Annotated in this window: 13 protein-coding genes; all 13 read right to left on the bottom strand. The window is 68.3% G+C overall.

The features are described from left to right. Positions 1-9: 9 nt before the first annotated feature. The 13 genes from D893_RS00515 to rlmB all read right to left on the bottom strand — a co-directional run bounded on the left by D893_RS00515 (position 10) and on the right by rlmB (position 13,197). Positions 10-1,566 carry a multicopper oxidase domain-containing protein gene (locus D893_RS00515; RefSeq protein ID WP_210434070.1) on the bottom strand — a complete coding sequence of 519 codons (1,557 nt, stop codon included), beginning with the start codon at positions 1,564-1,566 and terminating at the stop codon, positions 10-12. Continuing rightward, positions 1,563-4,079, bottom strand: coding sequence for a heavy metal translocating P-type ATPase (locus D893_RS00510; protein WP_110618887.1), 2,517 nt, complete (start codon positions 4,077-4,079; stop codon positions 1,563-1,565). The genes D893_RS00515 and D893_RS00510 overlap by 4 nt, the downstream gene beginning before the upstream one ends. A gap of 12 nt (positions 4,080-4,091) precedes the next feature. Then, complete coding sequence (locus tag D893_RS13790) at positions 4,092-4,244, bottom strand: hypothetical protein (RefSeq protein WP_168409918.1); 153 nt, start codon at positions 4,242-4,244, stop codon at positions 4,092-4,094. A 108-nt stretch (positions 4,245-4,352) separates the two neighbouring features. Further along, entirely contained in the window at positions 4,353-4,724 is a 372-nt protein-coding gene (locus D893_RS13880) for a hypothetical protein (protein ID WP_110619003.1), read from the bottom strand. A 96-nt stretch (positions 4,725-4,820) separates the two neighbouring features. Next, complete coding sequence (cls, locus tag D893_RS00500; RefSeq protein WP_110618885.1) at positions 4,821-6,293, bottom strand: cardiolipin synthase; 1,473 nt, start codon at positions 6,291-6,293, stop codon at positions 4,821-4,823. Between the two features lie 27 nt (positions 6,294-6,320). Then, positions 6,321-7,514, bottom strand: coding sequence for an O-succinylhomoserine sulfhydrylase (locus tag D893_RS00495; RefSeq protein ID WP_110618883.1), 1,194 nt, complete (start codon positions 7,512-7,514; stop codon positions 6,321-6,323). A 55-nt stretch (positions 7,515-7,569) separates the two neighbouring features. Further along, positions 7,570-8,676, bottom strand: coding sequence for an alanine racemase (gene alr / locus D893_RS00490; protein ID WP_110618881.1), 1,107 nt, complete (start codon positions 8,674-8,676; stop codon positions 7,570-7,572). A 7-nt stretch (positions 8,677-8,683) separates the two neighbouring features. Then, positions 8,684-10,048: a replicative DNA helicase gene (gene dnaB, locus D893_RS00485; RefSeq protein ID WP_024328719.1), complete on the bottom strand. Its 1,365-nt coding sequence runs from the start codon at positions 10,046-10,048 to the stop codon at positions 8,684-8,686. Between the two features lie 85 nt (positions 10,049-10,133). Continuing rightward, positions 10,134-10,583, bottom strand: coding sequence for a 50S ribosomal protein L9 (gene rplI / locus D893_RS00480; RefSeq protein ID WP_018946848.1), 450 nt, complete (start codon positions 10,581-10,583; stop codon positions 10,134-10,136). Between the two features lie 94 nt (positions 10,584-10,677). Continuing rightward, a complete protein-coding gene (locus D893_RS00475; protein WP_110618879.1) occupies positions 10,678-11,616 on the bottom strand; it encodes a DUF2232 domain-containing protein in 939 nt (312 codons plus the stop codon). A 52-nt stretch (positions 11,617-11,668) separates the two neighbouring features. After that, positions 11,669-11,893 (bottom strand): 30S ribosomal protein S18, encoded by a 225-nt coding sequence (gene rpsR / locus D893_RS00470; protein ID WP_018870342.1) that lies wholly within the window; start codon positions 11,891-11,893, stop codon positions 11,669-11,671. A gap of 38 nt (positions 11,894-11,931) precedes the next feature. After that, positions 11,932-12,330, bottom strand: a complete 399-nt coding sequence (gene rpsF, locus D893_RS00465; RefSeq protein ID WP_018870343.1) for a 30S ribosomal protein S6 — start codon at positions 12,328-12,330, stop codon at positions 11,932-11,934. A gap of 84 nt (positions 12,331-12,414) precedes the next feature. Next, complete coding sequence (gene rlmB / locus D893_RS00460) at positions 12,415-13,197, bottom strand: 23S rRNA (guanosine(2251)-2'-O)-methyltransferase RlmB (protein ID WP_018946846.1); 783 nt, start codon at positions 13,195-13,197, stop codon at positions 12,415-12,417. Between the last annotated feature and the right edge of the window lie 35 nt (positions 13,198-13,232).

The following is a 13,232-nucleotide window of genomic DNA, read 5'->3' as shown; positions in this document are numbered from 1 at the left end:
TACGCACGGTCAGGCGCGGACGCGCACGTTCACCATCATGTCGTTGTCCTCGTGCTCCAGATTATGACAGTGGAACACGTAGAGCTGATCGCCAGCGTAGTGATGGGTGAAGTCGAGCGCGATACGCACCGTCTCGCCCGGCCACAGCAGGACCGTGTCCTTCCAGCCCAGGTCCGTGACGGTCAGGCCTTCATCGTTCACGGCCTGCTGGCGCACGAAGTCCGGACCGCCCGAGCGCGACAGCACCTGGAACGAGAAGCCATGGATATGCATCGGATGCGGCATGCTGCTGTCCGCATTGCGGATGGTCCAGACCTCCCGCGTGTTGGCATCCACCTCGATCGGCACCCGGTCAGGATCGTACGTCTCTCCGTTGATGCGCCACTGCATCGGCGCCATGTCCAGACGGATATCCCGCTGGCCGGCATCCGTCACGTCGATGGGCTCGATCCGCGACAAGCGCTCGGGCACCTCGGCGGTGACCGCCTCGCCCTCCTGGACCACGAACTCGAGCAATGCGAGCGGATCGCCGTCGTGCATGCCGCCACCCATCATGCGACCCATGCCGCCGCCCATGCCGCCACCGGCCATCGGGTCGAATTCCAGGCTGTGCAGCTCGACCCGGTCGCCTCCGGCAAACGCGGCGAAGTCGACCAGGACCTCCAGGCGTTCTCCCGGCGACAGGAAGGCCTCCCGGGCCTCCCGGGGCGACTCCAGCAGCCCCGCGTCCGTGCCGATGACCCGGAACGGAATGGCCTGACCCTCGGCGCGCAGGGCCAGCCGGTAGATCCGGGCGGTGGAGCCGTTCAGCAGGCGCAGGCGATGGATACGCCGCTCCACCTCGTGCGTCGCGGCCGGCGTCATGTTCACCAGCACCTCGTCGCCGAGATAGCCCATCATCCGCTGCATCGGGTTCGGCCGGTACACCAGATGGCCGAGCCGGTCGAAGCGCTTGTCCTGCAGTACCAGCGGCAGGTCGGTCTTGCCCAACTCCAGCCCCAGCGCCTCATTCAGCGCCTCGTTGTCGTCGTCGCTCACCAGCAGGAAGCTCGCCAGCCCCTGGTGGGCCTGGCGCGCAGTCCGGTGATGGGCATGGGTGTGATACCAGTAGGTACCGCCACGATTGGTCACTTGAAAGCGGTATTCGTACTGCTCACCGGGGTCGACCGTATGGATCGGATGCCCGTCCACCCGGCCCGGAACATGCAGGCCATGCCAGTGGATGATCGTGCCCTCGTCGAGCTGGTTGTCCAGGGTGACGTCCAGTTCATCGCCGGTGCGCAACAAGAGGATCGGATTCTGGTAGTCATGGCCGTTCATCTGCGTCCGGTACCAGAGGAACGGGGTCTCCTCGCGCCCCGGCACCGGCAGCCACCCCTGCTCCGCGACCAGGGTGAACGGTTTGTTGGGTGCGAGCACGGCAAACGGGCCGTCCGCGCCGGGCAGAAACAGGGCATTGTCGAAACGGGGGGCGGACACTGCATGGTTGAACAGGCTCCAGCCGCCGAATGTGGTGATCACGGGCAGCGCCGCGGCCAGCCCCAGAAACTGACGTCGTCTCATCATTGCTTTTCTCCAGTACGGGATGCCGGCATGCTCCGGCGCAGCAGAATGGAATTGCCGATCACCGACAGCGAGCTGGCGGTCATCGCGACCACACCGATCATCGGGTGCAGCAGGCCGGCCGCGGCGATCGGGATCGCGGCGGAGTTGTAGCCCCAGGCCCAGAACAGGTTCTGCACGATCTTGCGGAAGGTCAGCCGCGACAGCTGGACCGCCTCGACCACCTTGGTCAGCTCCCCGCGCACCAGGGTCACGTCGGCCGCCTCGATCGCGACATCCGCGCCGGCCCCGATCGCAATCCCGACATTGGCCTGCTGCAGGGCCGGGGCGTCGTTGATGCCGTCGCCGACCATCGCCACGTGGTCGCCGTACTCGGCCTGCAGTTCGCGGATCGCCTCGACCTTGCCCTCCGGCAGCACGCCGGCCCGGACCTCGTCGATCCCCACCTGCGCGGCCACCGCGTTGGCGGTGCGCTCATTGTCGCCGGTGACCATCACGCAGCGGATGCCGAGGCTGTGCAGCTGTTCGATGGCGGCCTGTGACTCTTCCTTGAGGGTGTCGGCGACCGCGACGATGCCGGCGGGTCGATCGCCGATGGCCACCAGCATCGCGGTCTTGCCGGCATCCTCGAGCCGCCGCAGCGATTCCAGCAGGCCGGACGGATCCAGGCCCTGCTCTTCCAGCAGCCGCTGGCTGCCGACCAGGATGCGTTCGTCACCCAGCCGCGCCTCCACTCCACGTGCGGTGTGCGACTGGAACTGTTCGACCTCGGCAATCGCCAGCTCCCGGTCGCGCGCACCCTGCACGATGGCCTCCGCCAGCGGGTGCGCGGAGCCGGCCTCCACGGCCGCGGCCGCTTGCAGCACGCGAGCGTCATCGAAGCCCTCGGCCGCGATCACGTCGGTCAGTGCCGGCTGCCCGCGGGTGATGGTCCCGGTCTTGTCGAGCACGATCACGCGGATGTCCTTCAGCGTCTGGATCGCGGAGCCCGAGCGGATCAGGACCCCGCGCTCGGCCCCCATGCCGGAACCGACCATCAGGGCGGTGGGCGTAGCCAGCCCCAGCGCGCAGGGGCAGGCGATAACCAGCACGGCAATGGCCGCGAGGATGGCCAGCACGATCGGCGGCCGTTCCGAATCGACCCACGGCAGGAAGCCCTCGCCCCAGATCAGGATCGGCTGCAGCGCCCCGGAGAACGCCAGCCAGGCCGCGAACGCAGCCAGTGCGATCACCAGCACCGCCGGCACGAAACGCGCGGTGATGCGGTCCGCCAGCTCCTGAACCGGCACCCGCGAGCCCTGGGCCTCGTTCACCAGGCGGATCACCTGCGACAGGAAGGTGTCGGCCCCCACACGGGTCGCGCGCACCTTCAGCCGCCCTTGCTGGTTCAGGGTCGCGCCGAGCACGCTATCGCCCTCGCCCTTGTCCACCGGCACCGACTCACCGGTGGCGATGGATTCGTCCACCGTGCTCTCGCCGGCGACCACCTCGCCATCGGTGGGGACCTTCTCGCCCGGGCGCACGATCATCACCTCGCCCACCTGCAGCGATTTCACCGGCACCTCGACCTCTTCGCCGTCGCGCTCGACCCGGGCGGTCTTGGCACCCAGATCCAGCAACTTTCGGATCGCCGAGGAGGCCTCGCCCTTCGCGCGATACTCCAGATAGCGCCCGAGCATATGGAAGGCCATGATGGTCGCCGCCATCTCGATGAACGAGGTCATCGGATAGACGAAACCAACCAGCCCGATCAGATAGGGCGGCAGGCTGCCCATGGAGATCAGCACGTCCATGTTCAGGCTGCCGCTTTTCAGCGCGCGCCAGGACGAACGGTGGGTCGCCGCGCCACCGGCCAGGAACACCACCGGGAAAGCCAGCACGGCGATGATCAGGAGATAGCCGGGGATCTCCTGCCAGAACATGTGCGGCATCATCAACGCCATGATCGCGATGGTCGGGATCATGGCGATCCACAGCCGGCGCCAGGCCTGCTTCAGATAGGCCGCGTCAATCTCGGCGTCGTCCGCCTCGCTCCCGGCTTCCTCGGTCTCCACCGCCGCCACGTCATAGCCGGCCCCCTCGACCGCGGCGCGCAGGGCCTCGGCGTCGGGGCCGCCGGGACCGGGTTCCACGGTTACGCGGTGATCGCCGATGTTGGTCCGCACCGCCTGGATGCCGTCCAGCTTCTCGATCGCACCACGCACGATCCCCGCGCAGTGGTCCGAACCCATGCCGGGTACCACCAGACGCACCGTACCGGCACCGCCCGCCGCGCCTTCGACCTGGGCAACATCGTAGCCAGCCCCCTCCACGGCGGCCCGCAGCCCCTGCGGGTCCACCTGCTCGGGGTCATATCCCACGGTCACCCGGTGGCGGGCGATATTGGTCTCCACCGAGGCTACGCCCGGGGTCTTCTCCAGCGCCGTGCGGACAATCCCCGCGCAGTGGTCCGACCCCATGCCGGGGACGATCACCACCGCCTCGCGGGCGTCCGCCGGCTTCGTTTCCGTCTTCATTACGCAACTCCTTCAGCGCTTGCTGATCAGGTATATGATCAGGGCCGCAACCCCGAGGATCAGCAGCACCAGGATCAGGGGGCCAATCCAGCCATGGCCGAGGCCGAGGGCTGTCGTCCAGAAAAAGCCTTCGCCATGCATCGTCGTGTATTGCTCATGCATCATGGTGTAGTCCTCCCGGGGACATAGTGACAACCGCAATGCGCGACACCGCGCACCGAATGGGTGATCGAAGATCACCCGGGGCCGGACGGAATGCCGGCCGAGGAGGACTCAGAGGGGAGGACGCTGATCCGGTGCCACAGGGGTACCGGGGCCCATGGGGACAGGGAGGGAGACGGAAACGGGCGCAGCCGCGCTGACCTGCATCCCGGCGGGCGAAGGCAGAGCCGAAACCCCGCAGGCACCACAGACCGCGCAGGGCAACTCACAGGCCGAAGGGCTCTCGGGCTGGGGCACGGAGGCCGGGGAAGGGTCCAAAGGTGAGGGATCAGACAAGGAACCGGTACCTTCGCCCGCGCACTCGGCCACCAGGGTGGGGCCGCCCGCGGCGCCACCGTGCATCATTCCGGCACCGGCGATCGGCGCCAGCAACAGGGCGGCGACGATCAGCAGGTTCAGCAGATGGTGCAGGGCTCGCGACACGCGACCGTCCCAAAAGAGGCATTCTTCAAGCAAGTTTATCACTGACGCCGCGCGCGTACATGGTTCAGGTCAAATCCCGGCCCACTGCCCGGCCCATTACAATACTGGCGCCAGTAGATAAGCAGCCCGCGCGGCCACCCGGCGCCAAAGCGGCAGATCGTCCACCTCCTGCCGGGTCATCTCGCGCGAGCGGTCGAAGTCCGCCTTGAACATACGCGCCGTATCGCGGGCGAATCCGGGATCCAGCACCAGCGCGGTGACCTCGAAATTCAGCCGGAACGAGCGGTTGTCGAGGTTCACGGTCCCCACCGCCGCACCCGTGTCGTCCACCACAAAAGCCTTGCCGTGCAGGAAACCCTCCTGATAGCGGTAGACGCGCACGCCGGCATCCAGCAACGGGCCCAGGAAGGCATAGGCCGCATGCGTGGTCAGCGGGTTGTCGGTGACCTCGGGAATCAGCACGCGCACGTCGACGCCATTGAGCGCGGCCAGCTTGAGCATGCCCTGCACGCCCTCGTCCGGCACGAAGTACGGGCTGGCGATCCAGATGCGCCGCTCGGCGGCGTGGATCGCCTGCTGCATCATCAGGCTGGCGGTCTCGAATTCGTCGGCCGGGCCGGAGGGCAGGATCAGCACCGGGACGCCATCGTCCGCCATCGTCGCCGGCTGCCATTCCAGCTCCGGGATCTCTTCGGTGGCCCAGTGCCAGTCCTCCAGGAACACCGACTGCAGGGCCAGGGCGGACGGCCCCTCGATGCGCAGGTGGGTATCGCGCCAGGGCCCGATCTTGGGGTCCCGCCCGAGATACTCCTCCCCCACGTTCAGGCCGCCCACCCAGCCCTGTTCGCCATCGGCCACCACGATCTTGCGGTGGTTGCGAAAATTCAGCTGAAAGCGATTGCCACGCCCGCGGGTCGAGTGGAAATGCTGCACATGCACCCCCGCCTCGCGCAGGGTATCCAGATAGCTCGCGGGCAGGCGATAGCTGCCGATCTCGTCGTACAGGAAGTAGACCTCGACCCCATCCCGCGCACGCTCCACCAGCCGCCGCTGCAGTTCGCGCCCCAGCGCATCGTCGCGCACGATGTAGAACTGCACCAGCAGGTAGCGCTCGGCCTGCTCGATCCCCTCGAAGATACTGTCGAAGGTCGCCTCGCCATCGACCAGCAGCTCGACCTCGTTGCCGTGGAGGAACGGCCAGCGGGCGAGTTGCTGCACCCCGTCCAAGTGCTTGCTCGGTTCCTGCGCGACGTACTGGTGTGACCACAGCTCCTCGGTCTTCGGCTGCAGCGCGCGGGCGAGACTCGAGTCCTCGTCGCGCCGCGCCACGACATAGCCGCGAAACTCGCTGGCGCCGAAGACCCAGTAGGCCGGCACCGCCACATAGGGCACGGTGTTGAGCGAGACGATCCAGGCAACCGCCCCTTGCGGCGTCCGGGTGGACATCAGCGCATCCAGCGACGAAAGGAACCCCAGCAGGTGGAACCCGATGACGACTGTCAGCAGAATGCGCCAGCGCGGCCGGCGGCGCGCAGACTTGACGCACCGGTTGTCCGAGTCGCTCGACATGCCCGCGGGACCCGTCAGGCCAGCGGTTCAGAGCGCGTCGAGGCCGCGGGCCAGATCACGCTGGATGTCGGCGACCGCCTCCAGCCCGACGGCCACGCGCACCATGGCTTCGGTGATGCCCTGGGCCTCGCGCTTGTCCGGGTCCACGCGGCCGTGGGTGGTAGTCGCCGGGTGGGTGATCGTAGTCTTGGCATCGCCCAGGTTGGCGGTGATCGACAGGAACCGGGTGGCGTCGATCACCGACCAGGCAGCCTCACGTCCTCCGGCGACCTCGAAACTCAGCACCCCGCCAAATCCGCTTTGCTGCTGCTTCGCGATCGCGTGCTGCGGGTGATCCGGCAGGCCCGGATAATGCACCGCCGTGACCTTTGGATGGGCCTGCAGCCACTGCGCCAGGGCCAGCGCATTATCGCTGTGGGCACGCATGCGCAGGGACAGGGTTTCCAGCCCCTTCAGGAACACCCAGGCGTTGAATGGCGACAGGCTCGGACCGGCGGTGCGCAGGAAACCGTAGACGTCCTTGCCGACGCGCTCGGCGTCGCCCACCACCGCGCCGCCCAGGCAGCGGCCCTGACCGTCGAGGAACTTGGTCGCCGAGTGGATGATAATGTCGGCACCCAGATCCAGCGGGCGCTGCAGAATGGGGGTGCAGAAGCAGTTGTCCACCGCCAGCAGCGCGTCATGACGATGCGCGATCTCCGCCAGCGCGGCGATGTCCACCACCTCGCCCAGCGGGTTGGAGGGCGTCTCGCAGAAGTACAGCCGGGTGTTCGGTTGGGTCGCGGCCTCCCAGGCCTCGAGGTTCGAGAGCTCGACGTAGGTCACCTCCACGCCGAAGCGCCCGAGGTAGTTGTTGAACAGCACCGTGGTGGTGCCGAACACCGAACGCGAGCAGACCACGTGATCGCCGGCCTTCAGCAGCCCCATCATGGTCGCGAGGATCGCGGACATGCCGGAGGCGGTGGCCACACAGGCCTCTCCGCCTTCCAGCGCCGCGAGCCGCTCCTGGAAGGTCCTCACGGTGGGGTTGGTGAAGCGCGAATAGATGTTGCCGGGGACCTCGCCCGAGAACCGCGCGGCGGCCTCCGCCGCGCTGTCGAACACGAAGCTGGAGGTCGGGAAGATCGCCTCGGAGTGTTCCTGTTCCGGGGTCCGACGGTAGCCATGGCGGATGGCGACGGTATCGGGGGCGTAGTCGGCGGGATCGAATTCTTCGTGCATCGGGGCTTCCTGGCTCGCGTGAACGGGCCAGTTTACGGATGCCCGCCGGCACTCGCTACGCTGGCCGCAGACGCCCGGCCACCCGCGTGAGCAGCTCGTAGCCGATCGTGCCGGCAGCACGCGCCACGCGCTCCACCGGCAGGCCCTCGCCCCACAGTGTCGCGAGATCCCCCACCGCGGCCTCGGGCACGTCGGAGAGATCCACCGCGAGCATGTCCATCGAGACCCGCCCGACCAGCGGGCAGAGCTGACCGCGTACCCGCACCGGCGTGCCGGTGGGGGCGTGGCGCGGGTAACCGTCCGCATAGCCCATGGCCACGATGCCGATGCGCTCGCCGCCATGCGCGGTCCAGGTGGCGCCGTAGCCCACCCCGTCGCCGGGCGCCGGATGCTGGATCCCGATGATCGGGGCCTGCACGGTCATCACCGGGCGCAGGTCGGCGTGCGGACCCTCCGGCGGCGTCTCGGCCGGTACCGAGGCCGGGTGACAGCCGTAGAGCATGATGCCGGGACGGGCGCGGAAGGCCTCGTCCGCGCCGTGGCCGACCCCGCGCCCCCAGCCGGCGAACAGCGACGCCGAATTGGCCAGGGAGCGCGCGCCGGAGCGTCCCGCCACGGCCGTGGCGAAGGCCGACAGTTGCGCCGCGTTGTGGTCATCCGCCGGGTCGTCGGCACAGGCCATGTGGGTCATCCAGTGCAGGCCGCGCCCGCCGTGACCGGCCGCCCGCAGGGCACGTTCCACGGCATCGGCTTGGGCCGGGGCGAATCCCAGTCGATTCATCCCGGTGTTGAGCTTGATCCAGACCTCGGGCAGGACGACGCTGGCGGCGTCCAGCGCTTCCAGCTGCGCCGGAGCATGCACCGCCGGCTGCAGCGCGAGCTCCGCACAACGGCGAAACCCGGCGGAGTCCCGCCCGCCCTGCAGCACCAGCAGCGGGCCATCGAATCCGCTCCGCCGCAGGACCTCGGCTTCCTCCACCGCGGACACGGCCAGCCCGTCGGCCACTTCCCCCAGTGATTGCGCCGCCCAATCGAGACCATGGCCATAGCCCTCGGCCTTGATCACGGGCCACATCGCGACCTCCGGGGCGAGCCCGCGAGCCACCTCCAGGTTGTGGCGCAGGGCTCCGGAATCGAGCTGGATGCTGGCCGCCCGTTGCATGTCGTGACTAGCCCTCCGGGCCCACCTCGCCGTACACGTCCGGGGCGTAGTTCTCGAAACGGGTAAACTGGCCGCGGAAGGTCAGCCGCACGGTGCCGATCGGCCCGTTACGCTGCTTGCCGATGATGATCTCGGCGGTCCCCTTGTCCGGCGATTCCTCGTTATAGACCTCGTCGCGATAAACGAACGCGATGATGTCTGCGTCCTGTTCAATCGCTCCCGATTCGCGCAGGTCGGACATCACCGGGCGTTTGTTGGGGCGCTGCTCCAGCGAACGGTTGAGCTGGGACAGGGCGATCACCGGCACCTCCAGCTCCTTGGCCAGACCCTTCAGCGAGCGCGAGATCTCGGAGATCTCGTGCGCGCGATTCTCGCCGGAGCCGGGGTGCTGCATCAGCTGCAGGTAGTCGACCACGATCAGCTTGAGGCCCTGGTGCTCGCGCATCAGGCGCCGCGCACGGGCACGCAGCTCGGTGGGCGTCAGGGCCGGGGTGTCGTCGACGAACAACGGCGCCCCGGAGAGCATCTGCACCGCACTGGTGAGGCGCGGCCAGTCGCCGTCGTCCAGGCGCCCGGAACGCAGCTTCTGCTGGTTGATCCGGCCCATGGAGGACAACAGGCGCATCGCGATCTGCTCGCCCGGCATCTCCATGGAGAAGATCGCCACCGGTTCCTGATTCTTCATCGCCACGTATTCGGCGATGTTCATCGCGAAACTGGTCTTGCCCATCGACGGGCGCCCGGCCACGATCACCAGGTCCGAGGGGTTGAGCCCGGAGGTGAGCTCGTCCAGATCCTGGTAACCGGTCGCGATGCCGGTGATCGGGCTGGTGCTCTCGTAGAGGAACTCGATCTGCTCGACGGCGGACGCCAGCAGCGGCTTCATGCCGCGAAAGCCCTGGGCCCCGCGGGCGCCCAGCTCGGCGATCCGGAACACCTTCTGTTCCGCCTCGTCCAGCAACTGCTTGGAATCGCGGCCCTCGGGCACGAACGCCGAATCGGCGATCTCGGTGCCGACCGTGATCAGAGAGCGCAGTATGGAGCGTTCGCGGACGATGTCCGCATAGGCCACGATGTTCGCGGCCGAAGGGGTATCACTGGCAAGCTGGCCGAGATATGCCATGCCGCCGGCGGCTTCCAGCTCGGCGGTGCGTTCCAACTGTTCGGAAACCGTCACCACGTCGAACGGAGCATTGCGCTCCGCCAGCTGCCCGATCGCCCGGAACAGCACGCGGTGGTCATGCCGATAGAAGTCGTCCGCAGTAATGCGGTCGGCGACCCGGTCCCATGCCCCGTTGTCGAGCATCAGACCGCCGAGGACGGACTGCTCCGCCTCCTGGGAATGCGGCGGGACGCGCGGCATGTCGGTCATCGCCATGCCGTGTCCCCGCCGCCATCATGCGGGCCCGCGGCGGCAGCGGCCCGCCCGGCGGTCCGCCCGTCCGCCATCGGGAGCCTCACTCCTCGGGGGTGACGATGACGCGGATTTCCGCGTCGACGCCCGAGTACAGGTGAACACCCACCTCGAACTCGCCGGTCGCCCGCAGCGGGCCCTCGGGCATGCGCACTTCCTTTTTCTCCACTTCCACGCCCTTCGCGGTCAGCGCATCGGCGATGTCGGCCGGGCTCACCGAGCCGAACAGCTTGCCTTCGGCACCGACCTTGGCCCGGATCTCCAGATCCATGCCGTCGAGCTTTTCGCGACGGGCTTCGGCGGCCGCCACGGCCTCGGCCGCGGCCTTTTCCAGCTCGGCACGACGCGCCTCGAATTCGGCGATGTTCTCCGCGGTGGCGAAGGCCGCCTTGCCCTGCGGCAGGAGGTAGTTGCGCGCAAAACCGGGGCGCACGCGGACGCGATCGCCCAGCCCGCCCAGGTTGTCGATCTTTTCCAGCAGAATGACTTCCATCTTGGTCTTCCCGTCAACGATTGAACCAGCGACCCGAGGTCGGGCCGTATTCTACACCGTGTGCCGCGCCGGCCGAACCGCGCGCGTCACACGCTCAGGATTCCGGGGGATCGTCGCCGGCATCGCGCTCGCGACCGATCCCCATGCGCCGGCGGATATCCGCCCACGCGTCGATGACCCCGATGGTGGCCAGCAGCAGGAACATCTGCGGCAACGCCAGGGCCATCAAAACGTACATGCCCACCAGCCAGAACACGCTCATGCCCTGGCCATGCGTCAGCGCATGCATCAGGGCGATCCCCTGGAGGAAGAAGAGCACCCCCAGGATGAACGCCAGCTCCATCGCCAGCGGCGACGGCACCAGCTGCCCCACCGCGAGCAGCACGACCGCGGCGGCGCTGACGCCCGGCCCCAGCTGCAGGGCGCGGAATTCCGCGCCGAAGGCCCCCGGGTTGTACAGCGCCGACTGCCAGTAGCGGGCGATCAGCATCGCCAGGGTCACGCTCAGCAGCACGATGCCCGCCAGCAGCCCGGCCAGGTAGGGCGCGAGGTCGGCCAGCACCGCCTCGAGGTCTTCGCGCGCGGCCGCCTCGCCGGTCTCCACCAGCGGCGCCAGCAACTCCATGCCGGCCCGCACCCAGAAGGCCTCGGCATCCGGCACCAGGGCGTGCATCAGCAACACCCCGGCACCGGCAACCAGCGCCCCGGCCTTGAGGGTGATGCGCCAGGACACCGTGCGCCGCAACAGCTCGGCCAGCAGCGCGACCGGCAGCCACTGGATGACACCGGCCAGCAGCACCGCCGGTCCCGGTGTTCCGGGGCTCGCACCCCACAGGGCCGCGCCCAGCAGGGCCGAGGCGATCGCGAGGACGATCAGGGCCTGACCGAGCCCCAGACGCAGCCCGACCAGCGCCACCAGGGCACTGCTGACGATGGATACCGGCGGCAGGAACAGCCCGGCAATACCAAAGCCGGCGACCGCACCCACGGCGCGGCCCCGGCTCTTCATCGCGAATTCGGCGAGGATCTGCATGACCGTTGCACTCCGCCCCCCGGGCGGCGATCAGGCAGCGTTCAGGCGCTGATCAATGCGTATCGCTGTACGGAAGCAGCGCGAGAAAACGCGCGCGCTTGACCGCCGTGGACAGCTGACGCTGGTACTTGGCGCTGGTGCCGGTGACGCGGCTGGGCACGATCTTGCCGGTCTCGGTGATGTAATTCTTCAGCAGGTTCAGGTCCTTGTAATCGATGTACTCGATACCTTCGGCGGTGAACCGGCAGAACTTGCGACGACGCGGGAAACGGGCCATGTCCGATCTCCTTCAGTAAACGGGGGTGGGGTTCGGGATCACTCGTCGGCGGGGGCTTCGGCCGACTCGTCCGCGGAGGCGTCCTCGCGGCGGCGGCTGCCCTTGCCTTCTTCTTCCTCGCGGCCCTTGGCCAGCGGGGACGCTTCGGTGATCGCACGATCCATGCGGATGGACAGGTGACGCAGCACCGCATCGTTGAAGCGGAAGGCGCTGTCGAGCTCTTCCATCGCGGCCTCGTCGGCCTCGATGTTCATCAGCACGTAGTGGGCCTTGACCAGCTTCTGGATGGGGTAGGCGAGCTGCCTGCGGCCCCAGTCCTCCAGACGGTGGACCGTGCCGCTGTGGCCTTCCACCAGACCCTTGTAGCGCTCGATCATCGCCGGGACCTGCTCGCTCTGGTCGGGATGGACCAGAAACACGACTTCATAGTGACGCATATCCAACTCCTTGCGGGTAACAGCCTCCCGGTGCGCCGGTGAGGCAAGGAACCGCCCTAACGACGGGCGGAAAGGCGCAATACGTTAACCGATGTTGCCCGCGGTCACAACACGGCGCTGGCGCCGGACTTCGAACAGGGACACGCCGGTGGCGACCGAAACGTTCAGGCTCTCCACGGTGCCGACCATGGGAATGTGCGCCAGATGATCGCAGGCCTCGCGGGTCAGGCGCCGCAGGCCCTCGCCCTCGGCGCCCATGACGATCGCGGCAGGGATGCGCAGATCGACGTCGTACAACGCCTGCTGCGCCTCGCCGTCCAGCCCTGTGGCCCACATGCCGGCTTCCTTCAGCGCGGCGAGGGTGCGGGCCAGATTGCCCACGCTCACCACCGGCACGGTCTCCGCCGCGCCGGAGGCGACTTTGATCGCCGCCGGTGTCAATGGAGCACTGTGGTGGCGCGGGACGACCAGGGCCCCGGCGCCTGCGGCGTCCGCCGTGCGCAGGCAGGCGCCGAGGTTGTGCGGATCGGTGACGCCATCCAGCACCAGCACCAGATCCAGGCCGGCCTCCACGCGTTGGCGCAGCTCGCGCTCGTCCACCACCGGGCGGGGCGTACAGTGCACGATCACGCCCTGGTGCTGAAATCCGGGGTGCTGCTGGTCCAGGCGCTCGCGGGCCACCCGCTCCACCGCCACTCCCCGCGTACCGGCGCGCTCCAGGATGCGCTGCAGGGATGCATCCACCTCGCCGCGCGCGAGCTGCAGGCTCTTGATCCGCTCCGGAGCACGCTCGAGCAGCGACGCCACCGCATGGATCCCGCCGAAGGCCTCGCCCCGGGAGCGCCCCTTTCCGCCGCTACGGCTCATCCCGCACGTCCCCGCACTTTCGGTCGCGGTACGGA

This window comes from Thioalkalivibrio sp. ALE21 (assembly GCF_003208255.1).
GTDB lineage: Bacteria > Pseudomonadota > Gammaproteobacteria > Ectothiorhodospirales > Ectothiorhodospiraceae > Thioalkalivibrio > Thioalkalivibrio halophilus.
Note: the sequence above shows the minus strand (reverse complement) of the source record. Positions and strands in the feature narration are given on the sequence as shown.